Annotated in this window: 31 protein-coding genes; 6 read left to right on the top strand and 25 right to left on the bottom strand. The window is 38.6% G+C overall.

The window, feature by feature from the left end; genetic code table 11:
• Complete coding sequence (locus QGM71_RS18620; RefSeq protein WP_327609073.1) at positions 1–654, bottom strand: ABC transporter permease; 654 nt, start codon at positions 652–654, stop codon at positions 1–3.
• Positions 654–1,781: a betaine/proline/choline family ABC transporter ATP-binding protein gene (locus QGM71_RS18615; protein WP_327609072.1), complete on the bottom strand. Its 1,128-nt coding sequence runs from the start codon at positions 1,779–1,781 to the stop codon at positions 654–656. Before QGM71_RS18615 ends, QGM71_RS18620 begins: the two co-directional genes overlap by 1 nt.
• Positions 1,782–2,245: 464 nt before the next feature.
• Here QGM71_RS18615 and QGM71_RS18610 point away from each other — a divergent pair, with 464 nt between their 5' ends.
• Positions 2,246–3,379 carry a conserved virulence factor C family protein gene (locus QGM71_RS18610; protein WP_327609071.1) on the top strand — a complete coding sequence of 378 codons (1,134 nt, stop codon included), beginning with the start codon at positions 2,246–2,248 and terminating at the stop codon, positions 3,377–3,379.
• A 56-nt stretch (positions 3,380–3,435) separates the two neighbouring features.
• Here the strand turns inward: QGM71_RS18610 and QGM71_RS18605 are convergent, their stop codons facing one another.
• The 5 genes from QGM71_RS18605 to QGM71_RS18585 all read right to left on the bottom strand — a co-directional run bounded on the left by QGM71_RS18605 (position 3,436) and on the right by QGM71_RS18585 (position 7,071).
• Positions 3,436–3,663, bottom strand: a complete 228-nt coding sequence (locus tag QGM71_RS18605) for a hypothetical protein (protein ID WP_327609070.1) — start codon at positions 3,661–3,663, stop codon at positions 3,436–3,438.
• Positions 3,664–3,757: 94 nt separating this feature from the next.
• Positions 3,758–4,492 (bottom strand): isoprenyl transferase, encoded by a 735-nt coding sequence (locus QGM71_RS18600; protein ID WP_327609069.1) that lies wholly within the window; start codon positions 4,490–4,492, stop codon positions 3,758–3,760.
• Between the two features lie 40 nt (positions 4,493–4,532).
• Entirely contained in the window at positions 4,533–5,996 is a 1,464-nt protein-coding gene (locus tag QGM71_RS18595) for a DUF4153 domain-containing protein (RefSeq protein ID WP_327609068.1), read from the bottom strand.
• A gap of 113 nt (positions 5,997–6,109) precedes the next feature.
• Positions 6,110–6,742, bottom strand: coding sequence for an HAAS signaling domain-containing protein (locus QGM71_RS18590; protein WP_327609067.1), 633 nt, complete (start codon positions 6,740–6,742; stop codon positions 6,110–6,112).
• A complete protein-coding gene (locus QGM71_RS18585) occupies positions 6,739–7,071 on the bottom strand; it encodes a PadR family transcriptional regulator (protein WP_327609066.1) in 333 nt (110 codons plus the stop codon). Before QGM71_RS18585 ends, QGM71_RS18590 begins: the two co-directional genes overlap by 4 nt.
• 321 nt (positions 7,072–7,392) lie before the next feature.
• Here QGM71_RS18585 and QGM71_RS18580 point away from each other — a divergent pair, with 321 nt between their 5' ends.
• Complete coding sequence (locus tag QGM71_RS18580) at positions 7,393–7,812, top strand: MarR family winged helix-turn-helix transcriptional regulator (protein WP_327609065.1); 420 nt, start codon at positions 7,393–7,395, stop codon at positions 7,810–7,812.
• 16 nt (positions 7,813–7,828) lie between these two features.
• Positions 7,829–8,431: an alpha/beta hydrolase gene (locus QGM71_RS18575; protein ID WP_327609064.1), complete on the top strand. Its 603-nt coding sequence runs from the start codon at positions 7,829–7,831 to the stop codon at positions 8,429–8,431.
• Positions 8,432–8,480: 49 nt separating this feature from the next.
• Here the strand turns inward: QGM71_RS18575 and QGM71_RS18570 are convergent, their stop codons facing one another.
• From QGM71_RS18570 to QGM71_RS18560, 3 genes are all read right to left on the bottom strand, one after another.
• A complete protein-coding gene (locus QGM71_RS18570) occupies positions 8,481–9,434 on the bottom strand; it encodes a calcium/sodium antiporter (protein ID WP_327609063.1) in 954 nt (317 codons plus the stop codon).
• Between the two features lie 203 nt (positions 9,435–9,637).
• On the bottom strand, positions 9,638–10,492 hold the full coding sequence (locus tag QGM71_RS18565; protein WP_327609062.1) for a VOC family protein: 855 nt from the start codon (positions 10,490–10,492) through the stop codon (positions 9,638–9,640).
• Between the two features lie 441 nt (positions 10,493–10,933).
• Entirely contained in the window at positions 10,934–11,359 is a 426-nt protein-coding gene (locus QGM71_RS18560) for an SRPBCC domain-containing protein (protein ID WP_327609061.1), read from the bottom strand.
• 79 nt (positions 11,360–11,438) lie between these two features.
• Between QGM71_RS18560 and QGM71_RS18555 the strand changes: the two genes are divergently transcribed.
• A complete protein-coding gene (locus QGM71_RS18555) occupies positions 11,439–12,197 on the top strand; it encodes a DUF3891 family protein (protein ID WP_327609060.1) in 759 nt (252 codons plus the stop codon).
• 21 nt (positions 12,198–12,218) lie between these two features.
• Here QGM71_RS18555 and QGM71_RS18550 read toward each other — a convergent pair whose 3' ends face one another.
• Positions 12,219–13,340, bottom strand: coding sequence for a mechanosensitive ion channel family protein (locus QGM71_RS18550; protein WP_327609059.1), 1,122 nt, complete (start codon positions 13,338–13,340; stop codon positions 12,219–12,221).
• Positions 13,341–13,445: 105 nt separating this feature from the next.
• Here QGM71_RS18550 and QGM71_RS18545 point away from each other — a divergent pair, with 105 nt between their 5' ends.
• Positions 13,446–14,255 carry a DUF2268 domain-containing putative Zn-dependent protease gene (locus tag QGM71_RS18545; protein WP_327609083.1) on the top strand — a complete coding sequence of 270 codons (810 nt, stop codon included), beginning with the start codon at positions 13,446–13,448 and terminating at the stop codon, positions 14,253–14,255.
• A gap of 23 nt (positions 14,256–14,278) precedes the next feature.
• Here QGM71_RS18545 and QGM71_RS18540 read toward each other — a convergent pair whose 3' ends face one another.
• Both QGM71_RS18540 and QGM71_RS18535 read right to left on the bottom strand, forming a co-directional pair.
• Positions 14,279–14,767, bottom strand: coding sequence for an NUDIX hydrolase (locus QGM71_RS18540; RefSeq protein ID WP_327609058.1), 489 nt, complete (start codon positions 14,765–14,767; stop codon positions 14,279–14,281).
• A gap of 104 nt (positions 14,768–14,871) precedes the next feature.
• The gene (locus QGM71_RS18535) at positions 14,872–15,018 is read right to left on the bottom strand and encodes a hypothetical protein (RefSeq protein WP_327609057.1); all 147 of its coding nucleotides are present in this window, start codon (positions 15,016–15,018) and stop codon (positions 14,872–14,874) included.
• 365 nt (positions 15,019–15,383) lie between these two features.
• Between QGM71_RS18535 and QGM71_RS18530 the strand changes: the two genes are divergently transcribed.
• Positions 15,384–16,982: a catalase gene (locus tag QGM71_RS18530; protein WP_327609056.1), complete on the top strand. Its 1,599-nt coding sequence runs from the start codon at positions 15,384–15,386 to the stop codon at positions 16,980–16,982.
• A gap of 902 nt (positions 16,983–17,884) precedes the next feature.
• Here QGM71_RS18530 and moaD read toward each other — a convergent pair.
• The 12 genes from moaD to QGM71_RS18470 form a co-directional block, all read right to left on the bottom strand.
• The gene (moaD, locus tag QGM71_RS18525; RefSeq protein ID WP_327609055.1) at positions 17,885–18,118 is read right to left on the bottom strand and encodes a molybdopterin converting factor subunit 1; all 234 of its coding nucleotides are present in this window, start codon (positions 18,116–18,118) and stop codon (positions 17,885–17,887) included.
• A 66-nt stretch (positions 18,119–18,184) separates the two neighbouring features.
• The gene (locus QGM71_RS18520) at positions 18,185–19,195 is read right to left on the bottom strand and encodes a MoeB/ThiF family adenylyltransferase (RefSeq protein ID WP_327609054.1); all 1,011 of its coding nucleotides are present in this window, start codon (positions 19,193–19,195) and stop codon (positions 18,185–18,187) included.
• A gap of 40 nt (positions 19,196–19,235) precedes the next feature.
• Complete coding sequence (moaA, locus tag QGM71_RS18515) at positions 19,236–20,252, bottom strand: GTP 3',8-cyclase MoaA (protein WP_327609053.1); 1,017 nt, start codon at positions 20,250–20,252, stop codon at positions 19,236–19,238.
• A 41-nt stretch (positions 20,253–20,293) separates the two neighbouring features.
• Positions 20,294–22,012, bottom strand: a complete 1,719-nt coding sequence (locus QGM71_RS18510) for a PAS domain-containing sensor histidine kinase (protein ID WP_327609052.1) — start codon at positions 22,010–22,012, stop codon at positions 20,294–20,296.
• A gap of 20 nt (positions 22,013–22,032) precedes the next feature.
• Positions 22,033–22,506 carry a GAF domain-containing protein gene (locus QGM71_RS18505; protein ID WP_327609051.1) on the bottom strand — a complete coding sequence of 158 codons (474 nt, stop codon included), beginning with the start codon at positions 22,504–22,506 and terminating at the stop codon, positions 22,033–22,035.
• Positions 22,493–23,149 carry a response regulator transcription factor gene (locus QGM71_RS18500; protein WP_327609050.1) on the bottom strand — a complete coding sequence of 219 codons (657 nt, stop codon included), beginning with the start codon at positions 23,147–23,149 and terminating at the stop codon, positions 22,493–22,495. Before QGM71_RS18500 ends, QGM71_RS18505 begins: the two co-directional genes overlap by 14 nt.
• A 13-nt stretch (positions 23,150–23,162) precedes the next feature.
• A complete protein-coding gene (locus QGM71_RS18495) occupies positions 23,163–23,819 on the bottom strand; it encodes a sensor histidine kinase (protein ID WP_327609049.1) in 657 nt (218 codons plus the stop codon).
• A 30-nt stretch (positions 23,820–23,849) separates the two neighbouring features.
• The gene (locus tag QGM71_RS18490; RefSeq protein ID WP_327609048.1) at positions 23,850–25,343 is read right to left on the bottom strand and encodes a nitrate/nitrite transporter; all 1,494 of its coding nucleotides are present in this window, start codon (positions 25,341–25,343) and stop codon (positions 23,850–23,852) included.
• The gene (locus QGM71_RS18485) at positions 25,344–25,622 is read right to left on the bottom strand and encodes a hypothetical protein (protein ID WP_327609047.1); all 279 of its coding nucleotides are present in this window, start codon (positions 25,620–25,622) and stop codon (positions 25,344–25,346) included.
• The gene (locus QGM71_RS18480) at positions 25,609–25,923 is read right to left on the bottom strand and encodes a hypothetical protein (RefSeq protein ID WP_327609046.1); all 315 of its coding nucleotides are present in this window, start codon (positions 25,921–25,923) and stop codon (positions 25,609–25,611) included. Before QGM71_RS18480 ends, QGM71_RS18485 begins: the two co-directional genes overlap by 14 nt.
• Entirely contained in the window at positions 25,913–26,119 is a 207-nt protein-coding gene (locus tag QGM71_RS18475; RefSeq protein WP_327609045.1) for a hypothetical protein, read from the bottom strand. Before QGM71_RS18475 ends, QGM71_RS18480 begins: the two co-directional genes overlap by 11 nt.
• Positions 26,109–26,633: a QcrA and Rieske domain-containing protein gene (locus QGM71_RS18470; protein WP_327609044.1), complete on the bottom strand. Its 525-nt coding sequence runs from the start codon at positions 26,631–26,633 to the stop codon at positions 26,109–26,111. Before QGM71_RS18470 ends, QGM71_RS18475 begins: the two co-directional genes overlap by 11 nt.
• Positions 26,634–26,645 lie beyond the last annotated feature (12 nt).

Genomic DNA, 26,645 nt, shown 5'->3' with positions numbered 1-26,645 from the left:
CTATTTCAACCCCTCTGGTGTAGACCAACGTTCAAGCTTGTTGAAGATAAACTCAAGCATAATTGCTAAGATAGCAGCTGGAATAGCTCCTAAGAATATTAAACCATCTATTCCTCTGGTAATGCCTAAGAAAATAAAGTCTCCAAGTCCACCAGCACCTATAAAGGCTGCCAATGTAGCATTACCAACGTTAATAACAGCAGCTGTACGAATACCAGCCATCATAATGGGAACAGATAAAGGAAGCTCAACCTTAAATAATATTTGCTTGCTCGTCATACCCATTCCTTTAGCCGCTTCTATTGTTGCACTATCAACATCTTTAATGCCTGTGTAGGTGTTTCTAACAATCGGTAATAATGAATATAAGAATAATGCCGCAATACCGGTTTTAACACCAATCCCAAACACAGGTATTAAAAACCCAAGTACTGCAAGACTGGGAATAGTTTGCATAATACCTGTTCCACCTAATACGAATGGAACCAGCGATGGAACCCGTGTAATGAGAATACCTAATAAAACTCCTAGTATTACTGCCATAAGCATAGAAAAAAATACGAGTTGTATATGAACAAACGTCGCCTCAAGTACCTCTGCCCAGCGCATTTGTGTCTGTTGAATGATTTGTTCCATTAAATTTAAGTTATTCATTATTTTGCCTCCAATTCTGTCCACTGACTGGACAGTGCGGAAAGCAATGTTCCACGAGTCACTAATCCTACTACCTTATTCATTTCATCAAGAACCGTAATTATACCGAGTGACGCTGTTGACATCATTACAATGGCATCCTTAGCACTTTGCGAACTCATGAGATATGGTTCAGATGGTAGCAAGATTTCTTCAATTGATTTAATTTCATTCATCTTCTTTATTAAATCATAAGCAGACACAATTCCCATCATTTTGTCATCCTCGTCCACAACAACTAACATCATTTTTTTATTCTTGCGCATCATTGCCAAGGACTTTTCAGGAGATCGATTCGGAAGCGATGTTAATACAGTTTCATTCATTACATCTCTAACTGACATAAGTTCAGGGTTCTGAATAATTCGATGTTTTCCAATGAACTCTTCCACAAAACCATAGGCCGGTTCGTGCAATAATTTCTCCGGGGTATCTATTTGAAGTAAACTTCCATCTTTCATAATAGCAATTCGATCACCCAGCTTTAATGCTTCATCCATATCATGGGTTACAAAGACAATTGTCTTTTTAAGTTTTTGCTGCAAGGAAATCAACTCACCCTGTAATTGTTCCCTTGTAATTGGATCAAGAGCACCAAATGGCTCATCCATCAAGATAATATTGGGATTGGATGCTAGCGCCCGTGCAACACCAACACGCTGCTGCTGTCCACCAGATAATTCCTTGGGATATCGATTACTGTATACTTGTGGATCCAGACCGACGATCTCCAGGAGCTCTTTCACCCTTTTTTTGATATCTTGTTCATCCCACCCTTTTAACTGGGGAACAATTGCTATATTCTTTTCAATTGTGTAATGAGGAAATAGACCAATTTGTTGAATGACATAACCAATATTACGTCGCAATTCTGCTGCATTTAACTTCGTAACGTCATCCCCATCAATAGAGATCTTTCCATTTGTATGTGGAATCATTCTATTAATCATTTTCATTGTGGTTGATTTCCCAGATCCACTGGGTCCGATGAGAACAACGAGTTCTCCTTCAGATATTTCAAAATTAACGTTATCTACTGCTTTAAACCCGTCCTTATAAACTTTACTTACATTCTCAAATTTTAACATGGTTACCCCCTATGAAATTTCCACCAAAAAAAAAAGCTCCCATATGCGCTAGTATACGCAGGGACCCCTTTGCTATACAAAGGTTTATGTGAAACTTAACTCTATGTAAAGTATACAGCTATAATTAATTTGTTACAAAGTGCACAATCTGTGTATTAAGCTTATATTCTCTACCATTTGGATATACTCAGCATCAGACCAAGCATTAAGTTATGGATCCTCTCGATGCCTTCCACTTCCTCTTGCTATCTGCAAATTCAGTTATCTGAATTGAAATTATTATCATTTAATGTAGAAAAATGTCGAATAAAGAGGAAGCCATTTGATTGGTAACGAGAACCCCTAAGACTGTATCCTCAACTCATTAAACGTTACCTCTCACACTCAGCATTTTCTATAATGGATAATTCTTTATATTTTTGTTACGATCATTCTAAGTATACGTGACCAAGGGGGAGCAGAAAATGAAAATTATCTCGATTGAACCTACACCGAGTCCATATTCTATGAAAATTAATGTTGATGAACAGTTGGCTGATGGTCAAACTGAAAATTACAAGCTTGACGATGACCTCAGTGACGCTCCTGATTACATTAAATCGCTATTTAATATTAATGGAGTAAAAGGTCTTTATCGTGTTATAGATTTTATTGCACTTGAGCGAAATCCACGGGTTGCCTGGGAAGATATCCTCCCGAAAGTACGCAACGCCCTTGGATCTACCGAGGGGTCTCCTGATGAGCCAGCCGTGGAGACGTCGGGAACCGATGATTCCTTTGGTGAGGTTAAAGTATCCATTCAACTGTTCCGAAATATTCCCATGCAAGTTAAATTACAGGATGGAGAAGACGAAGAACGTTTTGGATTACCCGAACGATTCATGAATGCAGCAATGGAAGCATCCGCCGCTTCCGACAATTACTTAATGGAGAGGAAATGGGTGGAACAAAATCCCCGTTATGGTGATATAGGAGAAATTGGTCAGGATGTTGTTCAGGAAATAGATGCAACCTATGATTCAAAACGGGTGGCTGAATTGGTAAAGCTTGCTTTTACAAATGAACCCTCACAGGAACAACCCCTCAGAAAGAAAGTTACGCTCGAGATGCTCGATCAGCCAAACTGGAAAGATCGTTATGCTGCATTAGATCGAATGGATCCAATGATAGATGACCTTCCTGTATTGGATAAAGCACTTGATGATGGAAAAGCTTCTATAAGGCGCCTCGCAACGGCGTATTTGGGCATGATTGAAGAGACTGAAGTTCTTCCATACTTGTATAAAGCTCTGAAAGATAAAGCCATTAACGTAAGACGAACTGCAGGTGATTGTTTATCAGATCTTGGATTTAAGGAAGCAATCCCTGAAATGATAAACACTTTAGAAGACAAAAGTCGGATTGTCCGCTGGCGTGCTGCTATGTTCTTATACGAAGTTGGTGATGAAACAGCTATACCTGCACTACAGCAGGCAATGGAAGATCCAGAATTCGAAGTGCGCATGCAGGTAAAAATGGCCTTAGCCCGTATTGAAGGAGGAGAACAAGCGAAAGGCTCCATTTGGCATCAGATGACCCAAGCTGCTAAACAAAAGTAGAACGCATATAAAAACTACCATCTAATCTAATTAAATGGTAGTTTTTTAACTCTTACTCAGCTTATAAGCGAAATCATTTTATTATTTCTTTCCTCCTGCTCTTCCTTAGAAGACAGGTCATATTTCTTCAAAAGGTGAAACAATTCGTTCATTGTTTCCTGGGGATGAACACGTTCTAAAAAATGATGCAATTTAACACTTAGTTCCACTGACAAGAATGCTTCCTGACTTTTCAGCTTCTTCATCACATCTTCATACGAATGATCAATATTACATGCTCCCATTTGGTCACCTTCTTTCTTAATCTGTTTATTTATTCTATCATTACAGCAACTCTTCATTCCAACCATTGAATCCTGATCAACTAGCTAAATCTGACTACCCTCTTATCGTAGACTCCCACTTTTGATTTTCAGTTAAATGCAAGGTGGTCCTTCTCTGATACTCCTTAATTGCTTCATAGAGCAATTCCTTATTGAAATCGGGAAAGAAAACATCTGTAAAGTATAATTCCGACATCGATGATTGCCATAAGAGAAAATTACTTACTCTTTTCTCTCCGCCAGTACGAATAACTAACTCGGGATCAGGTAAGTCTTTCGTGTATAAGTACTGCTGAAACAGATCTTCATCCATCATATCCAAATTCATATCGTTATTTTGAACTTCATGGATTACTCTGCGGATTCCCTGCAGGATATCATCCCTTCCACCATAGTTGAAAGCAAAGTTAACAATAATACCAGTATTATTTCCCGTCTTTTTTTCTGCCTTCATAAGTGCTTCCCTTGTAGGGTCTGGAAGGGCGGCTAAGTTTCCAGAAATTCGTATGTTAATATTTCTTCTCATAAACTCAGGCAATTTTTGATTGAAAAACTTAACAGGTAAATGCATTAAATAATTAACTTCATCTTCAGGTCTGGACCAATTCTCGGAAGAAAATGCATAAAGAGTAAGTATTTTCACATCGAAATCAATACAGGCATCAATAATTTTCTGCATTGTCTTTGCACCAGCGTAATGTCCTTCACTTCGGGTTAATCCCCGTTTTTTCCCCCAACGTCCATTTCCATCCATCATAATAGCAACATGCTTTGGAATACTATAATTCATATGATGACCTCCTTATCTGCGGGGAACTGCCCCCTGTTTATTACAATTCAAGATTCTGCAGTTTTTCTATTACTTTTTGCTTTGTGAAGTTAAATGATTGCCAGGATGTCTGATCCTGCTGTTTCAGTCTCTCCTGTTTTGCCCTCAGCATATCTTTTAACTCTGGATAATCTTCTCTTCGTTCATATAATTTTATTAATCCATCTGTTCCTGTATACGAAAGAGTGCTTAAATAATAAATATCGATTTTTTCTATTTGCTTATAACGTTCCAGATTTTTATCAACAATAATCTGTTCGATGTTAATAACATTTAAAATGGTATAAAAAATTAAGCCGGCAATCAGGTAGAAATGAAGCAGAGATAATCGCTCAATCCATACTCGAATTAATGTGTAAGCAAAAATTACCATTAGAAAAATCATGAAGGCATGTGCCAACAACCGAGCTATTGTAAAACCGTAGGCTGCTTCATACATACTTAACCGTTGATAAGCTGACGCAAGCATGACCCCGCTTGCCACAATTAGCAATGAATACATCATCTTCATCAGGATGTTCTTTTCCACACCTTTTACCAGATTTAAGCAACTCGTTAAAATTGTCCAATTAATCAAGGTCACAAAGACTAACTCAAAAAAACCTCTTCGTGCATATTCTGCATAAGTAAATCCATCTTGCAAGCCCTCGCTGAAGAAGTACCTGAATTGAATAACTGCAAATAAGACATAAACGGAATTTAGCATAACCAAAATCGTTAGCGAAGTAACACTATTCCAATGTTTGTTTGTTCTTTTCCTGGTCTTGTTGAAATCGAAATCTGCCGGTCTTAATCTAATATGCAATACCTGAAGTACACCAAAGAACAATAGTGTCAGCAGTATCACTGCCAGAACCCGAAAGAATCCTTCAAGAAAATTAAGTTCAAGTAAAAACTGCGGAAATTGTAGGACAACTTCTTGAAAAACAGCGTCTGCTGACATCAATAAACCTATAATAACCACTAGCAACGGAACACCTATGGCGAGACCAATACCAATACGCTTTACATTATCGGCTGCCTGTTTGTTCATGTTACTAAATAACTTTTCAAGTCCAGCTTTACAAAATGTAGTAATGTAGGCAGCTGCTTGTGACAACTTGGCTCTCAGCAAGGCTATAAATTGGAAATTATCCCACCTGAGTTTATTTGGACTTGTTATTAAAACAATATGGAAAAAAATTAAAACCGGTATGAAAAATAAATTAAGATTATAGAAAAGAACATTATCATAAAATAGATAGCTTCCAGTAAGTAGCCATACAGCTACCATAATTAGCAACCCTATTCTTCGGTGGTTAACTAAAATACGTATCCGCATGAATAGAACTACGTAAAAGGATGCTACAAACACGAGGTAGGATAAGCCTATTTTTCCATGAAAAAAACTAAGCTCTGCCAGAATACCCAGCCCCAGGCAAACAAGCATAAACAACCAATCGTTTTTTCTAATCTGAAAATCCACCATAACCCCACCTATACTCCGTTATCCTATGTACCTACCTAGTTATTCTATGTACATAGGTAAAAAAATCCTCGAATCAGGGCTGAACCTTATCCTTACCAGCCCAGCGCACACTATACTGACGTTTTCCTTCCCCACTTATAACCAAGCATACTTACCGGGTATAAAAGCGCAGTACAGATTATACATAATATAATAAATCGAACGCTTAAAAGCGGTTGAAACCATTCATAAGGTATTAACTTAAAAGTAATAATATACATTAGCAATACATTCGGAATGACTGAAATCATGAAAGTTTTCCGTAGAAGTTTCCTTCCACTATGCCCAAATTCTTTTCCAATTTCATATCCCAGCAGTCCCCAGAAAAATATGTAGACCAGCATAATAATGGAGGTGATTTCTGTTAACCCAGCCCATAGCACCTCAAGCCAATTCCAATGAAAGACATTATAGAAAATAGTTAAAAGTACGCCTCCAACAAAGAATAAACTATTGATTACTACAAATAACCATTGAGTTTTTTTAGGGGTAATGGACGCCTCCTGTGCCCATAGTTCTGCAATATCCCGAGGAGATCCTAATCTGGCAACCAACTCTTCATATTCATTTTCTTCATCAATAGTCGCTTCGTTCAGCAGTTCATAGATATGTGCCTCATAATCTGCCAGGATCGTTTGCTTATCCGCGCGATTTCCGATCTCTTTATCTAATTCCTGAATAAATTTTTGTTCAGCAACACTCACGATTCACTTCTCCCGATTAAATTGTTCATGACCTGAACATAACGATGCCATTCACTCGTTTTTTCCTCGAGAATACGGATACCTTCAGAAGTGATACGATAGTATTTACGCGCTGGTCCCTTTTCCTGATGCTGCCAGTAGTATTCGATATACTCCTGCTTTTCAAGTTTATGCAGAGCAGGGTATAACGTTCCTTCTTTCATTTGAAGGTGATGCTCACTTCGCTGATCCATTTCTTTAACCAGCTCATAACCATACATATCCCGTTCATTTAATAACTGCAACACTAAAAGGGATGTGCTTCCTTTAACAAGCTCCCGATTAAACATCTTTATCACCTACCTAGAATTATTAGGTATGTATACTATATAAAATTTATAATGAATTGTAAAGTAAAATTTTACTTTTTTTCTTCCCTCCTGCTCCTTCCAGAATCAAACGCCTCACTACGAGGGGTCGCATTATAAACGATAAACTAGAATCAGCATGTTGATCAATCGTTTGTTTAAACTCTGGTATATAACAAATAAGAATCCAAATAAGCCAAAAGATTGACTTCTTTTTCTATCTATACTAAAATTGTCTTTAATTAAATATGTCTTAATTAAAAATAACTTAAAATAATTATTAAACTTGATAGGAGTGCTCTTATGAGTGATAACTTATCCTTAAAAGCATTTGTGGTATTAATGAAATCAACTAAATCGGTTCAGGAAAAGGTAAAAGAAGACATTAGTGCTCATGGTATGCGAATTTCAGACTTCACCGTTTTAGAAGCCCTTTATCATAAAGGCAGACAAACGATTCGGCAAATATCCGAAGCCGTACTTATTAACACAGGATCCATAACCTATGTGATAGATAAATTAGAAACAAAAGGTTTATTGGAACGCATGAACTGCAAGGAAGACCGCCGAGTTGTATATATTCAAATTACTGAAGAGGGAAAACAGCTCATGGATGAAATCTTCCCTGAACATCAGCAAGTAATCGAGAATATTTTCTCCAGTATAACAGATGATGAAAAAGAAATGCTTGTTAATGTATTAAAAAAAGTAGGGCAAAAGTAAGAAAGGAGAATCATGAATGGAACATATTTTTAAAAAAGGAAACGATCAATCAAAACCAACTTTATTATTACTACATGGCACTGGAGGCACAGAGAAAGACCTCCTGCCACTCGCAGAGAAAATTGATGCAACTGCAAATGTCCTAAGTGTCCGAGGGAATGTGTCAGAAAATGGAATGCCTCGTTTTTTCAAACGCTTAGCAGAAGGGGTCTTTGATGAAGAAGATTTGATATTCCGTACGAAGGAATTAAATGATTTTCTTGATGAATCTGCCAAAAAATACGATTTTGACCGTAACAATATCCTTGCAGTTGGATATTCAAATGGTGCTAATATTGCTGCTAGCTTACTATTCCATTATCAAGATGCACTAAATGCAGCAATTCTTCACCACCCCATGGTTCCTAGACGGGGAATCGACTTACCGGATCTTTCTGGTAAAGACGTATTTATAGCTGCTGGAACAAACGATCCAATTTGCCCCGCTCAAGAGTCTGAGGATCTTAAATCATTACTTGAAAAAGCCAATGCTACTGTAAAACTTCATTGGGAAAGTAATGGTCACCAGTTGACTTATGGTGAAGTTGAAGCAGCTGAGAAGTGGTATCGGAATAGATAACAAGTAGAGCGTTCTGCACTATTAAAAAGTGCAGAACGCTCTTTTTTCCTTAATTTCGTATAATGATATAAACTAGATAGATAACATATACTCCGATTAAAGTTATTCCCTCTGACTTTTTAATTTTATAGTTCGTTCTGGAGAAAATTAGTAACAATCCAGTCAGCAGAATCATAACTATCACATCAAAACCCATCTCCTTATTAACTGCTAATGGAGTAATAACCGAAGTTGCACCTAGTACAAACAATATATTAAAAATACAGCTTCCCACAATATTGCCAAGCGCAATTTCACTTTCCTTTTTTAGCGCAGCAGTAACAGATGTAACAACCTCAGGAAGCGATGTACCTACTGCAATGATGGTTAGCCCTACTAATGTTTCACTCATTCCCAGTGAATAAGCTATTACCGTACCATTTGATACAACCATCTCTCCACCCAAAAGAATACCTGCCAGCCCTATTATTGTGATAAATATATTCTTGCCCCATTTAATACCTATTGGCGCCTCTCCAGTAGAGATATCCCCACGACTTTTCACAGCAACTTCAATAACATAATACATAAACACAGATAATAACAGCAGGAAAATCAGGCCATCGCTCCGTGTAATGAAATTTTCTGTGCTTCCTTGCAGTGCTATATCATTGATAAATATCAAAAGTACAACACTCGCAAGCAATGTGAAAGGGATTTCTTTTCGAATGGTCTCACTCTCCACTTTTAAGGGGTAAATAAATGCTGCTATCCCTACTACAAGTGTTAAATTCAGTATATTACTTCCGATAATATTTCCCAGTGAGACATCAGCACTGCCTTCTATCGCTGCAATTATACTTATGGTTGCTTCAGGAGAACTTGTCCCTAATGCAACTATCGTTAAACCGATTATAATTGGTGGGATACGAAGCAGCCTTGCAATATTTGAAGATCCATTGACCAGGAGATCTGCACCTTTTATTAGTAAGCCGAAACCGATGATTAATAATACATATGCCATAGACTGCTCTTCCTTTTCAAGTTAATTCCTACCGTTATCCATTCCCTATTTCTTAATGTGCATTCAAAAAGGGCTATGACTTGATAGTATATTAGTAAGGAAACATATGGCAAATAGTTTGATGTTTTCATTTTCTAGATGACGTTAAAGGCGAGGGGGTTCACCCTCGCCTTCAACAACTCCATAATTTATCACGGTTTTAATTACTCACCAACATTTAGATGAATCGAATTACCTGATGGATCATCGACCACCATACTATCCTGCTCATTCACTACACTCGCACCCAACTGACCTAATTGAGCAACAACTTTCGCTCTGGCATCTTCATCCGGATAAATAAGTGTAAACCAATTCAATCCTGCGCTGTTTTTCTTCGGTGGTGGGGCGCCTACCCCATTCCATACATTTAAACCTATATGGTGATGATAATTACCAGTTGAAGTGAAAAGGGCACCGGGATATTTTGTAACCACCTTAAACCCAAGTCCTTTTGTATAGAACTCTTCGGTCTTTTCCAAGTCTGCTACATGCAAGTGGATGTGTCCCATCACAGTGTCACTCGGCAAACCATTCCATTCTTGATTGCTCTCTGCAAGCAGACCTTCTCCATCAAGCTGCTCTGTAGCCATAGCAACTTGATCATCTGACCAGTCCCATTCAGAAGATGGTCGATCACGGTACACTTCAATTCCATTGCCATCTGGATCAGAAAGATAGAGCGCTTCACTTACATAATGATCAGATGCTCCCAATTGCGTTCCTGTTTGGATAATATGTTTTAAAAATGCAGAAAGGTCTGCACGTGTCGGCAGCAGGATTGCAAAGTGAAATAAGCCAGTAGTTTTCCCCTCTTTTGCAATAACATCATCCGGTTGTATTAATGTTAACAAAGGGGTTATGCCATCTGCAGTTAAGACTGCTTTAGAGTCTGTTTGCTTTAGTATTTTAAATCCAATAATTGTTTGATAAAAGGTTAGTGCTTTATCTAAATTTGTTACATTAATAGTAACTTCTCCAACAAATGTCGTTGGTTTTTCAAAAAAAATCTTCTCCATTTTAGTCACCTCTTCTATTAAATTACAAATTGAAACTAAGTTACTTTTTGTAATTGTATCAATGTATAAATTGTACCATATTTTTTAAAAGATTTCCTGTAATACTGAAAGAATTTTTCCCGGACCCCGCAGTCACTGCACTAACTAGTAGTTCATGCTATATCTATTGCTATAGTTCCTTATTCTATTCACAAATACAAGGCTGGGACATAACTAAATGGGAAGAATGAGAATCCGAACAATCGGAACTTAGCGTAGGCAAAATACGCAGACTCCTGTGGGAACAGCACGAGCTTCAGCTAACTGTGTGAAGTGCTCTTCTTCACACAGTTAGCTGAAGCCGTGCCCACGGAAAGCGAAGTATTTTGCCGAAGCGATACATTTGCTCAGGCGTTAATATTCGAGTTTTACTGAATAATCCCTCTTTTGTCTCAACCTCATTTAACTTTGTTCTGCTAATTGTTTAATGATTTCTTTTGCATCACTAGCAAACTCTACCGAAGCTTCATAATACTTTTCTCCATCAGACAATAAGGAGAAGTCCCCAATTTTAATTGATAGTTTTGTTTCACCGTTTTGTTCACTTAGTTTATATGAGTAAGCAATATCCCCTGGCTTTGGGTATACACTCCAATTGGAGACATATAATGCAATTTGCAGTTCCTTAGTTGGATCTGCTTTTATAACAGTCGTTTTACTATAGTTACCATTAGGAATATCCCAGACTACCTCACTACCAACAGTCATATTTTTTTCTGGATAGTCTTCAGGAAGCTCATCCCATTGACTCACATATTTTGGATTGACCAGAACTTCCCATACTTTGCTGGTTGGTGCTTGGATCATAACCTCATCACGTACAATCATTTGATTTTATACCCCCATTCATTTGGCTTATACTAGTAGTGTAACTTATAAGTATAAAGAACAGAAAGGGTGACCTTTAATGATCGTAAGAGAACATGATACTGAATTTGTAATGATAGAGCAGGATAATCATGCGCAGGTATCAGGTAAATTCATAGCCAATTGCCAGGACTCCTTGTTTCCTGGTATGAAATACAAAAATTCTGTAGACCATGCGATTTTCCAGCATGATTGTGGGTGGAAGCCTGTAGACAAGCAACCTTTTTGGAATGACCAAAAAAAAACACCATATTCATTTATAGATTTCCCTACGCCTTCTAAAGTTATGCTTTACACATCTGGCATAGATGAAGTGGAAAAAGCCGATAGCTATGCAGGTCTGTTATGCAGTGAACATTATAAGCGATTCCTCATGAGTGATATGTCTGAGGATGCGCAATTATTTGTGGAGCAGGAAAAAATACGTCAGCATCGTATTATTGATTCACTTACAGAATTTGATGCAGTTCTTTTCAACTTCCATTATGAACTCCTTCAATTCTGTGACAATTTATCATTGTATATCTGCTTGAATGAACCTGGCGAAGATACCCATCCATTTTTTAAAAGTGGAATACCTATGCCTTCTGCGCTGGATGTTTTCAGTCAGGATAAAATGAAACTTACCTGGGAAGATGATCGCACAATTTCCCTCAGTGAATTTCCATTTCATAGGGAAATAGATGTCTCATTTATACAGAAAACAGTAACCAAGCAAGCAATACGTAATCATGGTTTAATTGAAAGTTATAATAAAGCACCTGATGAAGAAATTTCAATACGATTCATTGGGAGTTAGGGTTAGATCTACTCAACTCCCTTACGTTTCCTGCTTAACCAAAGACTCATTTCCCCTGCTCTCCACAGTCTCTGAATCCATAAACAACCTCCGTGTTGGCAGTGCTATAGAAACTCCTTCACTCTCGAGAAGCTCTAAAATATTAAAATTAATCTCTTCTCTCACTTTTAGATACCTTCCCCAATCCGTTGTTTTCGTAAAGAAATATAAGAATATATCCAGACCATTTTCTCTATATTGATCAAAGTTAACAAAAATTGTCTCCTGATGTATTTCCGAATGATTCTTCAGCAAATACTCCATTTCCCTGACCACCATTTGTATTTTTTCTACTGGCGTTTCATACGTCAGTCGTAAATTAAATGTAATCTGCCTTTTCCCCATCTTACTCCAGTTCGTAATGGATTCATTGGATAATGTTGCGTTTGGAACGGTCACGAGCGCCTGAGCGAAGGTTCTTACTTTCGTACTACGGAAGCTGATATCTTCAATAGTTCCTTCGACACTAGGTGTCATAACCCAGTCTCCAATTGTGAACGGTTTTTCCGTGATAATAATAATTCCGCCGAATAAATTCGCCAGTGCATCTTTAGCCGCAAGAGCAAACGCAAGTCCACCTATACCTAAGCCCGCAACAAAACCATTCACATCATAACCAAATTCCTGGGCTATGACACTGAGACTAATCGCGACTATAATAACGCGTAGAGTCTTTGAAAAAAAAGGGATAAGTATCGTATCGATTTTAATATTATACTTTTCATTTGCCTTTGAAAAAAGCACGGATGATGAAGAAGATAGATTGAACAGCCCCCAACCAACAATGAAGATGATGGCCGATCTTATTATATGAAGAAATAACGGGTTAGTTTGTTCCAGGTAAGGAAAATACCCCATAGACAAATACAAACCAATTATAATAAACAACAGCTGAATGGGCTTTTCAAAAGATAAGCGAAGCTGTGAAAAGAAGCCATTTAGTGTTCTTCTGCTTATTTTCAATAAAAAAGTAAATACATATCTAGTGATGACTTTTCTAAGGAGTAAGAATACCAGTAAAATACCTATCGAAGCCGCTAGATTTATAAGGTTTTCATATGAACTGACTGATTCCCAGTAGGAGCTTAGTGATTGCCAAGACATAATTATTTGCTACCTCCAATGTAGTGTATACTATTATGTATATAATGCATTGGTGAATAATAGTCTTAGATTTTAGAAGAAAAAATGATAGGAGTGCTGACCTTGGTGAATATAGTACAGATAAATCCAAAGATAATCTCAATTGCGGAAAACACAGAAGGGTCTTTAGAAAATAAGCTTAATTCTTTAGTGAATAAAAACACATGGATGACAGAGTGGCGGCAACTAGCTCAACGTTTCCAATTGTTTAAGTTCGCAAAAATGAACGAAGAAGAAAGCAAAACCTATGAATGGGATACGGTTATTATAGAGAGCTTAATACGCGATACAATAGAGAATGTGAAAAAACATATCAATCTGGATAATGACCTGAAAATAACTATTGTTCCCGCCCTCCCCTTCCCATGGTTTGAAAAGTTGGACCAATCCACTTGGGTAAATGGGTTTACAAATGGGATAGGGAATATCATCATTGCTGTTCCACCAAATCCTGACGAGGACTTTTTGAAATATATGATTGCACACGAAGCTCATCATTCAAGTCCTGACAATCCAATATACAAACTTACATTTGATACCTTTACACTAGCTGAATGGTATAAGATGGAAGGAACCGCAGAGTATTTTAGTTTATCCTTATATAGTGATACGCGCTGGTGGAAGAGTTCATTTACGAAAGAAATAGAAAGAAATTATTGGAGTGAAGCAAGAAACCATCTCAATACCACTAACGATCAGCTTAAAAGCAGATTATGTTTTGGCGATCCTAAAAGCGGGATACCTTATTTGGCAGGTTATGCTTTCGCTTATAATATGGTAAACACTTATGTCCAGAATCACTCCATACAAGCACTTTACGAATTATTTTCTGTCGAACCTGAAAAATATGCTGAAGCATATGAAAAGTCGAGATAGATCTTCTCACCAAATCTCGACTTTTATCGATATTTACTTATTAGATCATAAAAATGTTTTAGCGCAGGGGTGGTTTCATGGCATCTAATCATATTCTCGTTTGTTTCTTGATCTACCCATTTAGCATCAATTACCTCGTCAGCTTGTAATTCCAGATCCTTTATATCAACGTTGGATATAAAAAACCAGTAATCTAAATGATGTGTTTCCTTAACTTCTGAGTGTAGAAGTTTTCCGGAATCTGGGGAGAGCTTTATACCAAGTTCTTCTTCTACTTCACGTAATGCACCCTCCAAGCTATTCTCTCCTTGTAATACAGATCCACCAGTGCACTCCCATAGGTTTCCGAAGTGTTTATCCGGATGTCGCTTAGACAATATTAATTGCCCCTTATCGTTCTGTATCCAAACATGAACTACTAAATGATAGCGCCCCTTTGGTAAAGGTATTCCACGTAAATGCGTCAATCCAAGCTTATTCCGATCGATATCATATAAGTCCCATAGTTCCATTTTTTACTCACCCTTATAAAATAGAATAACTACTAATACATACTTTACATATTTCTATATTTACATCGAAAATCCTTTATTTGAATCGGAACTCTATTATAAAATCAAGCTTCTCTAAGCCGCATAATCCAATTCTTCTTTTTTATAATTATAAGACGTTTGAAAGTATTTTTTCCATAGGTTATCTTTCTCAACTGTTCCCTACGTGCTTCCACTACACTTCTATATACCTCTTCATTAAAATTCATCATATTTTCCCCTCCGTTATTAACTATTCCCTACACTATTTATGATACAGATACCTTAACTTCCAGTCTTCGGCACATCGACTGAAATACAACAACAAATAAACCCTACTGTAACAGTAGGGACTTCTACGACTGCAGACTGAGCTATAAATTGACATCGAAACAGTAGCGTGCTAAGCCACAGCAGGTGAGGGAAGAGTGAAAAGACTAAGTAGTTGCCCCATGGTAAAGCGAGTAATTCCAGCTGTGTTGGTAGAGTCTTGCTATATGTTACTGAAATGGATCTATGGTCTCAGTTTATAAAAAAGGATAATATTGTAACTCTTGGAAAACATAAAGGATATTCCAAGAAAGGTGGTATTGTTTAAATGGCCCAAGACCCATCGAAAAATAACCAAACAAATATAGAAAACGAAGATACGCTAACAACACGGCAAGGCCACCCTGTTACAAATAATCAAAGCATCCGAACAGTGGGTAATCGCGGACCTGCTACACTGGAGAATTATGACTTCATTGAGAAAATCAGTCATTTTGACAGGGAGAAGATTCCCGAACGCATTGTTCATGCAAGAGGTGCAGGTGCCCACGGATATTTTGAGACCTATGGAACGGCTGGAAAAGACCCCATTTCTAAATATACACGTGCTAAGGTATTCCAAGATAAAGGAAAGCAGACACCAGTCTTTGTCCGATTCTCAACCGTAGTACATGGTAATCACTCTCCAGAGACAGTTCGTGATCCACGTGGATTTGCAGTTAAATTTTACACAGAAGATGGAAATTGGGATCTGGTTGGAAACAACTTAAAGATTTTCTTTATTCGTGATGCGATGAAGTTTCCCGATATGATTCATGCTTTTCGACCAGACCCTGTAACGAATATACAAGATAGTGAGCGGTTTTTTGACTTCTGCTCAAACTCACCAGAGTCCTTTCATATGGTTACATTTATTTATTCACCTTGGGGAATCCCGGCAAATTACCGAATGATGCAGGGATCAGGGGTAAATACATATAGATGGGTAAACAAAGATGGAGAAGCAGTCCTTGTTAAATATCACTGGGAGCCAAAACAGGGAATTAAAAACCTGACGACCAAAGAAGCAAATGAAATTCAAGCAACTAACTTTAACCATGCAACACAGGATTTGTATGACTCTATAGAGCAGGGAGATTATCCAGAATGGGAATTACTCGTTCAGATTATGAGTGATGATGACCACCCGGAATTAGATTTCGACCCACTTGATGATACGAAGCTGTGGCCTAATGATCAGTTTCCATGGTTACCAGTTGGAAAAATGGTTTTGAACAAAAATCCTGAAAATTATTTTACAGAAGTAGAACAAGCTTCCTTTGGAACCGGCGTTCTCGTAGACGGGCTCGACTTCTCAGATGACAAAATGCTTCAAGGACGTACTTTTTCTTATTCAGATACGCAACGATATAGGGTTGGTGCAAATTATTTACAGGTTCCTATTAATGCAGCCAAAAAAAGGGTAGCTACAAACCAGGAAGGTGGGCAGCTGCGCCAGAAAATTGATAAAGCACCAGGCCAAAACCCGCATGTGAACTATGAACCATCTATTCTTGGTGGATTGAAAGAAGCTGAACAAGTTGGATTAGAGCATACACCCAAGGTGGAAGGTAAACTCGTCCGAGAATCAATTGATCGTCAAAATAATACGAAACAAGCGGGGGAAACATATCGGATGTTTGAAGACTGGGAAAAGAATGAGCTGATTTCAAATTTAGTAGGCGATCTAGCTGAGTGTGATCAACGGATTCAGGATAAAATGGTTGCACTTGCAGAAGAGGCAGACGAAGAATATGGTAGTCGCTTACGAAATGGCTTAGCAAATGCCATTAAAGAAGGATCAAGCAAAAACCCGCTTGGCAATAAAGATTCCGAAAAAGCACCAGAACAAGCTGTGGAAAAAGGGCATAACGCAGACCCTTACTAAAGAAGCGTCCGTTTATAAAGTTTGTCGTCTTTGAGCCAAAACATATAAAAGACAACGTAACTCTGGAACAGCCTCTCCGGAAATACACTTCGCCCAAAGAGGTGAACGCTGAATTAACCGGGATGAACGCGGGATTATGCTGAACAAGCGTGGAATAAATTGGTCCGAACGCTGAATTAACCAAGCCGAACGCGCAATTAAGCGAAGCGATCGCTGAATGAAAGCAGGTGCAGCGGTCATGACAAAGCGGTCGTATCGCACACGTACCAGATAGGACGGTTTTCACGCTCAAAGGGGTGATCGCGGGATTATGCTGAACAAGCGTGGAATAAATTGGTCCGAACGCTGAATTAACCAAGCCGAACGCGCAATTAAGCGAAGCGATCGCTGAATGAAAGCAGGTGCAGCGGTCATGACAAAGCGGTCGTATCGCACACGTACCAGATAGGACGGTTTTCACGCTCAAAGGGGTGAACGCGGGATTACGCTGAACAAGCGCGGAATAAATTGGTCCGAACGCTGAATTAACCAAGCCGAACGAGCGATTAAGCGAAGCAATCGCTGAATGAAGCCAGGTGCAGCGGTCATGCCAAAACGGTCGACTCCTGCTTAGAACAGCACGTGTCTGAATCCCCCGAGGCTGAAGCCGTGCAGCGGCAAAGAAAACACTGTAAAGCGAACAAAGTGAAACTGATCAGATGTTGCACTTGTACCCGGAGTGGTAAAAGCGAAGTGTATTTCCGTAGCGGTTAGTTATTCCAGTAACAAGTTATGTCGTCTTTTAGCTCAACTGCGAGAATTAAAAGCTCAATCGTTCGTCAAAATCCTAATACAATTCTTACTAATACAGCCAAAATAAAAACAAGGTGACCAATATCAATATTGGCCACCTTGTTTAATTATTAGCCTCCACTTACAGGCGGTATTAATGCTACAATGTCACCGCTTTTCACCTTATCATCGTTTGTAGCATATTCTTCATTAATTGCTGTCATTACATGATCTAATTGTTTTATGTTATGTTTCTCTTGTAATATTTTTTTTAGATCGTTAACAGATATTTCGTCTGTTTCTACTTCAATACTATCTTTCCCCGCCTCTTCTGTTAAATGAGCAAATAATAGTACTTTAATCATTTATTATCATTCCTTTGACTCAGCAGCAACCTGAGAAGCCGCCCGTATTTTCATTGCTACTTATATTTATCCGATAAGCTGATAATACACACTTTTTGCTTTTTCAATAGAATCCGTCCCGTGAATTAATGTTCTGCCATCTCGAAAAAATACAAATCGAAGGGCCTTATATTCAAAGGACACTATAAACGTATTTGTCTTGACCGGACCGGATTTTTCTAATCTCGATGCCAGTTCTTCCAAGTTAAACTCCCGTCCAGCCCTAATTTGTACTGTCTCCCTGCCACATAATATTTCTGTTTTTGTTTGAGATTCGTATGTCAGATAGCTATAGCTGGGGTCACTTCCACAACTGGAACAATCGCCCCTTTTAGCCTTATCTACATTTATCGTTTGGTAGTGATTATTCCATAGGTCAAAGGTCAATAGACGAGAACGCAGTGCATCAGCATCTTCAACTAGAAGTTTTAATGCTTCCGTCGTCTGATGTGCTACAACCATTTGAACAGCTGGTGAAATAATACCGACAGAATCACAGGTTGCTCCAGATGGAGGGGCAGCACTTAACAGACATTGCAGACATGGTGTTTGATCCGGCAAAATAGTATAGCTCATTCCCGTACTACCCACACAGGATCCATAAATCCATGGAATACTCTGTTGCTGAAATAAATCATTCATAATAAAACGAATATCAAAATTATCTGTTGCATCTATGACAAGATCCACTTCATTCAGTAAACGCACAAGCGTATTAGCTGTGGCATCCATGATATGGGCATCAATTTCCACTGCAGAATTAATTTGCTTCAATCTGTTCTTTGCCGCTATAACCTTAGGCAGTTGTTCAATTGCATCTTTCTCTGAGAATAGCAGTTGCCTTTGGAGATTGCTGGATTCTACATAATCCCTATCTATAATAGTAAGCTTTCCAATACCTGCCCGAGCAAGGTTTTCCGCATTGGCTGATCCTAATGCCCCACAGCCTAGGATCAGTACATGCTTCTCCTGAATTTTACGTTGCCCTTCTTGGCCGATGGGTTGAAACAAAACCTGCCTGGAATAACGGTCATTCATATGTGTCACCCTCCTCTCTTCTTAATCGGGAAGGCTTCGCCTATCCCCCAATATATGACATTTCTATTTTCGGTTTATTTTTGGCTGTTTCTGCTGTTCGCTCATCCGAGTATCTATCGCTCCGATTTGTCCAAGTAGGTGTAAATGCTGCGATCAGCTCCTCATCAGTTATCCCGGATCGGACCAGTTCCTTTAAATCAAATCCACTGGCAGCAAATAAGCACGTATAGAACTTCCCATCTGCCGATATTCTTGCTCTTGTACACGTAGAACAGAAGGATTCAGAAACCGATGTTATAAAACCAACTTCCGTCTCAGTTCCATTATAACGATACCTTTTCGCTACTTCACCCAGATAGGCTGGGTCAACAGGTTCTAACTGGAAATGCTGTGAAAGCTCATTAAAGATCTCCTTTTTTGTCACAACGTGTTTAAAATCCCAACCATTTGTTTGACCTACATCCATAAATTCTATAAAACGCAAAGAAATTCCTTGTTTCTTAAAATAGGTAGCCATTGGAAGGATTTCATTGTCATTCAGGCCTTTTTTAACTACCATATTCATTTTCACTTCTAAACCGACTTCCTGTGCTTTTTTGACACCTTTTAAAATGTGTTCTGGGCTTACCCCGACATCATTAATCGATTTGAATTTATTTTCATCCAATGCATCAAGGCTTACGTTAACACGGACTAACCCAGCCGCTTTCAGCTTTTCCGCTTGCTTCTCCAGCAGAGCACCATTCGTAGTCAAGCCAATGTCTTCCAGGCCGTCGATTGCTGTAAGCTTTTCTATTAACTCAGGCAAGTTCCTTCTTAGCAAAGGCTCCCCACCAGTTAGGCGTATTTTTTTTACTCCTAAGCTTACAAATATTTTCGCTAATCTTTCTATTTCTTCAAAGCTTAACAGTTGATCTCTTGGCATGAATTTGAAATCCTTACCAAATATTTCTTTAGGCATACAGTACGTACATCTAAAACTGCAACGGTCTGTTACTGATATACGTAAATCCTGAAGTGGCCGACCGAATTTATCTTGCAAGGTTGTTTGAACCATCTTTTACCTCTCCTATTTTTACCAGGTTATCTTTCTCAATCCTATGTGGGTATTTCTAATACCACAATTGTTCCTTCGCCAGGAGTGGATTTTACTTGAATTTCTCCTGCGACTGATCGAGCTCTCTCTTTCATACTGATTAACCCTACACCCGAGGATAATTGTTCTCTATCAAACCCTTTCCCTTTATCCTCTACTGTTACTCGAATAAAGCTCTCTACTTTTCTTACAGTGACAGCAGCTTGATCGGTGGCTGCATATTTTCGAACGTTGGTAAGGGCCTCTTGGATAATCCGATAGATGGTTATTTCTATATTACTGTCCAGTCGATTAGAAAGAGAACAGTCAAAGTAAACATCTATGTGGTAACTTTCCGAAAACCGATTAAGAAAAGATCGAATGGCGGGAATGAGTCCTAAATCATCTAATACCGAGGGTCTGAGCTCCCAGGAAAAATCACGAACCTCCTGTATTAACTCGGTCGCTTCCTCAAGCATTTGCTCAAGCAAAGGATGATTTACCTCCGTAGATAACCGGTTAATTGTTATCAAATGGCTGTATAAGTTTTGGCCAATTCCGTCGTGTATTTCCCTTGAAAGGCGTTTCCTCTCTTCTTCTTGCACATTTATAATTCGGTTCATTGTATGCTGCAGCTCTTCTTCTATTCGCTTGCGCTTCGTAATTTCTGATCGAATGGCAAGATACTGATAGGGTTTCCCTTGACCATCCAGAAAAGGGACAATTGTTGTATCGACCCAATAGTAGGTACCATCTTTTGCTTTGTTTTTTATTTCTCCATTCCACACTTCCCCTGTGCCAATGGTTTTCCAGAGATCTTTAAAAAAGGACTTTGGATGAAATCCAGAGTTGATTATCGCATGTGTCCTGCCAATTAGCTCTTTTCGTCCGTATTTGGATATATGGACAAACTGGTCATTTACATAGGTTATTTTCCCTTGTTTGTCTGTGATTGCAACAATTGATGATGCATCCAGAGCAAACTTTAAATCAACCAGTTCCTGTATAGACTTTTGCAATTTATCAACTACAAGTTTATGCTCCGTAATCTCTTTTCGAATGGCAAGGTATTGATGTGGCTTTCCTTTATCGTTCAGGAATGGCACGATTGTTGTATCTACCCAGTAATGGGACCCGTCTTTTGCTCTGTTTTTGACTTCGCCCCGCCATACTTTCCCATTTGCTATTGTTCGCCACAAATTGCGCATAAAGTCTTTTGAATGATAGCCTGAATTAATAATACGATGATCCCTGCCAATCAATTCTTCATTTGTATACTTTGAAATCTCGCAAAATTTTTCATTCACGTAATTAATTTTGCCCGTTTGGTCTGTAATCGCTACGATCGTTGATTCATCAAGGGCGTACTTCATATCTAATAGTTCATTTAGTACCTTTTGGGGTTCCATTCCAGGCATGGAGCTATTTGTATTTTCATGGAGGATTAGAAGAGCATATTTTATTTTATTAATGGTGAATAAATTTTTACGTAGAAATAAAGGGAATTGTTGGCCATTACTGTTCCTGCCAACGTGCTGGGTAATGACTCCTTGCTTCATAGTGTTACTATTCAGCCCGGGTACTAGCTCTTGAATTACTTTACCCGTGGCTTCTGCATCTAACTGAAATAACTGGAGTGCATTCTCGTTCATAGATTGTATGACACCAGTTTCATTTACTACAATAGTAGCTTCATCAGAAGCCTCGGCACTTGAACGTTTCATTTCGTCTGTGTTTCTCATTACTGCAGGCTTCCCTCCTATTAGTCCAGAAAATATACAGGCAGCAGCTTTTCCACCCTTCGTGCAATTTCCTTCATCTTATCATAATCTTTTTCTGTAAATTCACAAGCTTCACGATATCCAACTAAAAGAGAGCCTCTCGGTATACCTTTCCATATTAAAGGTACAGCAAAAGCCGAAACTAACCTTTCGGCCAACATTATAGGATAATCTGTTGACTTGCCATCAATTGATTCAGGGAAGTTATCAATCTTCATAATACTACTGCTGGATATAACTTTACCGGCTATCCCTTTGCCGAGACGAACAGTAATATATTTGTATTTATCATTTCTATTGCCACTTACAAACGGCCATTTTATATCCAATCCTTTATATTGCTGTAGAGCAACAGCGGTAAAGTCACACGCCGTGATTTCTCTTAATCTATCACATTCCAATAAAAACAGTTTGCTTATTCGATCGCAATCATTATGTTCCCTATTGCATACCATAACCGAGCAGTCCTTTTTTTAAGGCGTACGAAACCAGTTCAGGCCTAGTTTTCATTTGAAGTTTCTCCATTAAATTGCTTTTATGGGATTCTACTGTTTTCACACTTATGATTAATTTCTCTGCAATTTCTTTGTTTGAGTATCCTTTTGCTACTAATGTTAATACTTCCTTTTCTCTATCAGAGATTAACTGATAGCTGTCCGATCCGTCCTGATTTAACTTTCCCAAGTACTCATCCATTAAACGCTTCGTTGCGGCAGGATGAAGATAAGCATTGCCACTGCATACTGATCTGATTGCTTCAATCAGTTCCTGATGGGGAGCGCTTTTCAATACACACCCTGATGCACCAGCTTGGATTGCGCGGAATAAATATGCTTCGTCATCGTGCATGGTTAAAATTAAGATAGCCGTCTCGGGCAGTAGCTTTTTCAACTCTGATGTTGCTGAAAGTCCATCTTTTCCATGCGGCATGCTTAGATCCATTAACACAATATCTGGTATTTTCTCTAATGCTTTCTTAATTCCCTCATCACCTTCAGATGCTTCACCAACAACTTCCATATCGGGAACAGCGTTTAACAGTACATTTAATCCCATTCGCACTACTGCATGATCATCCACCAACAAAATTTTTATCACGCTAACACTCCTCTTACCTCTTAATCGGCAGTATAAGGGAAAGTATGGATCCTTTCCCCTCTTCCGAAGAGATCAATGCTTCCCCACCCTCGCTATGCATTCTTTGCTTTATAGCAGCTATTCCTTTAAAAAGATTTCTATCCATGGCTTTTTGGACATTAAATCCTTTACCAGTATCTACTATATCTATTGTCAATGATTTTTCCTCCCATGTAAACCTAAATGCCGCTTCTGTTACATCTGCATGCTTAGCAATATTAATCATCGCTTCCTGACAGGATCTAAAAACTGCCAGGGCAGTAGTTTCGGGCAGTATATATTCCTGCCCTGTAGTATTTACATCTATAATAATACCAAAAGTAGAGGTGAATAATTTAATATAGCTATCCAGCGCCGCCCGTATCCCCAACTCAGCCAGTGTGTTTGGATAAAGTTCTACGGATAGCATCCTTACTTCCTGGATCGTTCGTTTCATTAAAGCAGATAACTCTTTTGCATACTCTTTCATCGTGTTGTCTTCAATCCCTGATTGCAAAAACTCCAACCCAGTATATAAACTATACAGGTTCTGACTGATTCCTTCATGCAAATCATGTGAAATGCGCTTTATCTCCTCTTCCTGTGACTGAATGATATACGTATTGGCTTGATTGACAGCTATTGGTTCCATTATTACCCCCCTTATCGTTATACTTTAATTCTATTGTTTGTCGGTAATATCGCTAAATACACCCGCGTATTGTGATACTTCTCCAGAGTCATCTGTAATAGAATTAATCGTTAGCCATTCCAGATAAAGCTCTCCATCTTTCCTTTTGTTCCATATCTCACCTTGCCAAAAACCTTTTTCATTCAAACTGTTCCACATATGTTCATAAAATTCCTTTGAGTGTTTGTTTGAACTTAATATACTGGGAGTACTACCGATTGCTTCTTCAGCACTGTATCCTGTAAGGTTTGTAAATGCAGGGTTTACAGTTATTATTTTCCCTTTTTTTTCGGTTACCATCATACCAAGTGGGGTCGTCTTCAGAACCTGGTCCGACAATGCGAGCTTGTCATTATAATACATCCATATAACAATAACTAAACATGCGAGGGCAACCTGGGATAAAGCCATGAAGCCAATAGCATAATGGCCTGTTACACTATAAAGACTTGTTAGTATAAGCGGTGGGAAAAAACCACCTAGACCACCCATAGCCGATACAATACCATTAGCAATACCAGCTTGTTTATTAAAGTACATCGGGACAAGCTTGAAGATAACACCATTTCCAATACCGCCAGACATAGCAATAGCGAAACAGCCTACTGTATACAAATGGATGGAAGGAGCAAATGATAAAAGGAGTGCAGCCAGGGTGAACCCTGAGAAAACAAACATTAAAATAATAAGAGACTGGAAACGATCAGCAAGCCAACCACCTACCGGGCGCAAAAATGTTGTTAATGCAATAAAGCCAGCTGTTCTTAAGCCTGCATCAACGTTATCTAGACCAAAGTTGTTAACTAGAAAGTTTGGCAAATAGACGGTAAAAGCTACAAAAGAACCAAATGTTAAAAAATAAAATAAACTGAACAACCATAATTTTTCATTTCGGTAAACACTTTTTATTTGCTGCATCATAGGGGTGTTTACTTTGACTTCCTTTTTATCACCGAAAAAGAAGTTAGCTATGATAAGTATCCCTAGTAAAACCATGTACAACTGAACAGTAAAAGACCAGCCGAATTGTCCTGCTATTACCGGGGCAGCAAAAGCAGTTATCGCTGTACCAATGTTACCTACTCCGTAAATACCGTTTACAAAACCGTGACGTTCCTTTGGATAGTATTTAGGTAAGGATGTAACACCAACAGAGAAGACCGCACCACCAATACCTAAAAACAAACCACCGATTAGCAGATCAACAAATGAAGTTGCAATACTGACGTAATAAACTGGAGGCAGCAGAAGGACAAAGCTGATTATGAAAATTATTCTTGCCCCAAAGAGATTTGTTAAATATCCCATTGGAACTCGCAATAATGAACCGAGTATTACTGGTACAGCGGTCACCCATGCAGCCTGTTGTGTAGTAATTTGAATATCTTCAATTATAAATGTCAGTAAAGACGATAGAATAACCCATACCATGAATCCTGCTACAAGGTTCATCGTTTGCAGGGGGAGTTGAAATTTATTATTCATCTAATTCCCCTCACTTTTAATCGCATAGTGGAGTTTCGCTTTATCATCATAGGCAGTCCATTCTGTTTCCTTCTGAACGACTTCACTTGTTAATGGAACGGCAAAGAAGAAATGCTTATCAAAATAAATTCGTAAATGTGTCTTATCAGGGCATAACTCTACCTTATTAATTTTCCTTTTAACCCAGGGAGCCATATCTTCTCCTTCTCTCCCATGAATACAAACTTGTACTGGATTTGAAATGAACCTCTTAAGATCTTCAGATTTAACGGTTTCCATTCGTACTGCACCCTTTCGTTACTGGAAGAACTTGAAATTGATAGCCTTGTAGAATACTCCAGAATTTCTCGCTTGCATGTTCTTCCAAGTAGTCAATCAAATCTTCCGCTGATGCCCATCTGCTCATTCCTTTGACTTCAGCAACAATAATTTCCGCATGATTCTCTTGTTTTTCATCAAAATGCCATCGAAGACGACGCTCATGCTTAAACAGTTGTTCAAAGCTGGACTGGACGTATTCTGCCAGCGAGCCATTTGATTTTTGAACAAAACAAAAGTCCAAATAGGTTTCACTTGCCATTCGCATTAGCCCCCTTGTTTTTCTCTTTTTTGTATATGAAAACGGCAATGGGGAATAAAACAAAAAGTAACCCCATATACAAAAGTACCATCCCGTAATTTTCATAAAAGAATTGATGTACCAATAATTGCAAAAATACAATATCCAGCATCAAAATGATACACAGCCCAATGACCCCTGCATAACTACGCTTCATAGCGTTTCACCCTCACTGCATAAATGGATTCTGAATCAACTTCTACTATAACCTCAGGTAATGGACGCCTTGGGGGTCCAGCGGTTGGAGCTCCAGTATTGGCATCGAAAATCCCGTGATGGCAGGGGCAGACCATTTCTTGTTGTTCTTTCACCCAATAGACCGGGCACATTAAGTGGGTACAAGCATTTTGATAGGCTACATACTTATCTTTTTTCAAACGGATTAATACAGCACTATCATGTTCACTTGGATAGTGAAACTCAACCGAGTCACCTACAGCAACATCTTTGACATCTGCAATTTTGAGACGCTGATATTCTTTATTTGACAACCCCATAAGTTCTTTTGCTGCTATTGCGCCCCATGGAAGGCTGGAGACTGCAAACACACCGGCAGCTCCAACTAATGTCTTCATGAAACCACGTCTATCTAATGAGCGCTCATTATTTCTATCTATATTGTGTGTATAATTATCCTCTTCAAATGGTATTCTTTTATTTTCATCTGCCATCTTTGGTCCTCC

It is taken from the genome of Virgibacillus tibetensis (assembly GCF_036026595.1).
GTDB classification, from domain to species: domain Bacteria; phylum Bacillota; class Bacilli; order Bacillales; family Amphibacillaceae; genus Virgibacillus_P; species Virgibacillus_P tibetensis.
Note: the sequence above shows the minus strand (reverse complement) of the source record. Positions and strands in the feature narration are given on the sequence as shown.

Coding starts and splice junctions, on each gene's coding strand:
- QGM71_RS18555 (WP_327609060.1), top strand. CDS start 11,439: ATGATCGTAAGAGAACATGATACTGAATTTGTAATGATAGAGCAGGAT.
- QGM71_RS18490 (WP_327609048.1), bottom strand. CDS start 25,343: ATGAATAATAAATTTCAACTCCCCCTGCAAACGATGAACCTTGTAGCA.
- QGM71_RS18605 (WP_327609070.1), bottom strand. CDS start 3,663: ATGGGAGCATGTAATATTGATCATTCGTATGAAGATGTGATGAAGAAG.
- QGM71_RS18575 (WP_327609064.1), top strand. CDS start 7,829: ATGGAACATATTTTTAAAAAAGGAAACGATCAATCAAAACCAACTTTA.
- moaD (WP_327609055.1), bottom strand. CDS start 18,118: ATGATTAAAGTACTATTATTTGCTCATTTAACAGAAGAGGCGGGGAAA.
- QGM71_RS18510 (WP_327609052.1), bottom strand. CDS start 22,012: ATGAGAAACACAGACGAAATGAAACGTTCAAGTGCCGAGGCTTCTGAT.
- QGM71_RS18485 (WP_327609047.1), bottom strand. CDS start 25,622: ATGGAAACCGTTAAATCTGAAGATCTTAAGAGGTTCATTTCAAATCCA.
- QGM71_RS18615 (WP_327609072.1), bottom strand. CDS start 1,781: ATGTTAAAATTTGAGAATGTAAGTAAAGTTTATAAGGACGGGTTTAAA.
- QGM71_RS18600 (WP_327609069.1), bottom strand. CDS start 4,492: ATGAATTATAGTATTCCAAAGCATGTTGCTATTATGATGGATGGAAAT.
- QGM71_RS18610 (WP_327609071.1), top strand. CDS start 2,246: ATGAAAATTATCTCGATTGAACCTACACCGAGTCCATATTCTATGAAA.
- QGM71_RS18530 (WP_327609056.1), top strand. CDS start 15,384: ATGGCCCAAGACCCATCGAAAAATAACCAAACAAATATAGAAAACGAA.
- QGM71_RS18480 (WP_327609046.1), bottom strand. CDS start 25,923: ATGGCAAGTGAAACCTATTTGGACTTTTGTTTTGTTCAAAAATCAAAT.
- moaA (WP_327609053.1), bottom strand. CDS start 20,252: ATGGTTCAAACAACCTTGCAAGATAAATTCGGTCGGCCACTTCAGGAT.
- QGM71_RS18550 (WP_327609059.1), bottom strand. CDS start 13,340: ATGTCTTGGCAATCACTAAGCTCCTACTGGGAATCAGTCAGTTCATAT.
- QGM71_RS18520 (WP_327609054.1), bottom strand. CDS start 19,195: ATGAATGACCGTTATTCCAGGCAGGTTTTGTTTCAACCCATCGGCCAA.
- QGM71_RS18585 (WP_327609066.1), bottom strand. CDS start 7,071: ATGTTTAATCGGGAGCTTGTTAAAGGAAGCACATCCCTTTTAGTGTTG.
- QGM71_RS18570 (WP_327609063.1), bottom strand. CDS start 9,434: ATGGCATATGTATTATTAATCATCGGTTTCGGCTTACTAATAAAAGGT.
- QGM71_RS18620 (WP_327609073.1), bottom strand. CDS start 654: ATGAATAACTTAAATTTAATGGAACAAATCATTCAACAGACACAAATG.
- QGM71_RS18475 (WP_327609045.1), bottom strand. CDS start 26,119: ATGAAGCGTAGTTATGCAGGGGTCATTGGGCTGTGTATCATTTTGATG.
- QGM71_RS18535 (WP_327609057.1), bottom strand. CDS start 15,018: ATGATGAATTTTAATGAAGAGGTATATAGAAGTGTAGTGGAAGCACGT.
- QGM71_RS18540 (WP_327609058.1), bottom strand. CDS start 14,767: ATGGAACTATGGGACTTATATGATATCGATCGGAATAAGCTTGGATTG.
- QGM71_RS18495 (WP_327609049.1), bottom strand. CDS start 23,819: ATGGAACCAATAGCTGTCAATCAAGCCAATACGTATATCATTCAGTCA.
- QGM71_RS18565 (WP_327609062.1), bottom strand. CDS start 10,492: ATGGAGAAGATTTTTTTTGAAAAACCAACGACATTTGTTGGAGAAGTT.
- QGM71_RS18505 (WP_327609051.1), bottom strand. CDS start 22,506: ATGGTATGCAATAGGGAACATAATGATTGCGATCGAATAAGCAAACTG.
- QGM71_RS18580 (WP_327609065.1), top strand. CDS start 7,393: ATGAGTGATAACTTATCCTTAAAAGCATTTGTGGTATTAATGAAATCA.
- QGM71_RS18560 (WP_327609061.1), bottom strand. CDS start 11,359: ATGATTGTACGTGATGAGGTTATGATCCAAGCACCAACCAGCAAAGTA.
- QGM71_RS18470 (WP_327609044.1), bottom strand. CDS start 26,633: ATGGCAGATGAAAATAAAAGAATACCATTTGAAGAGGATAATTATACA.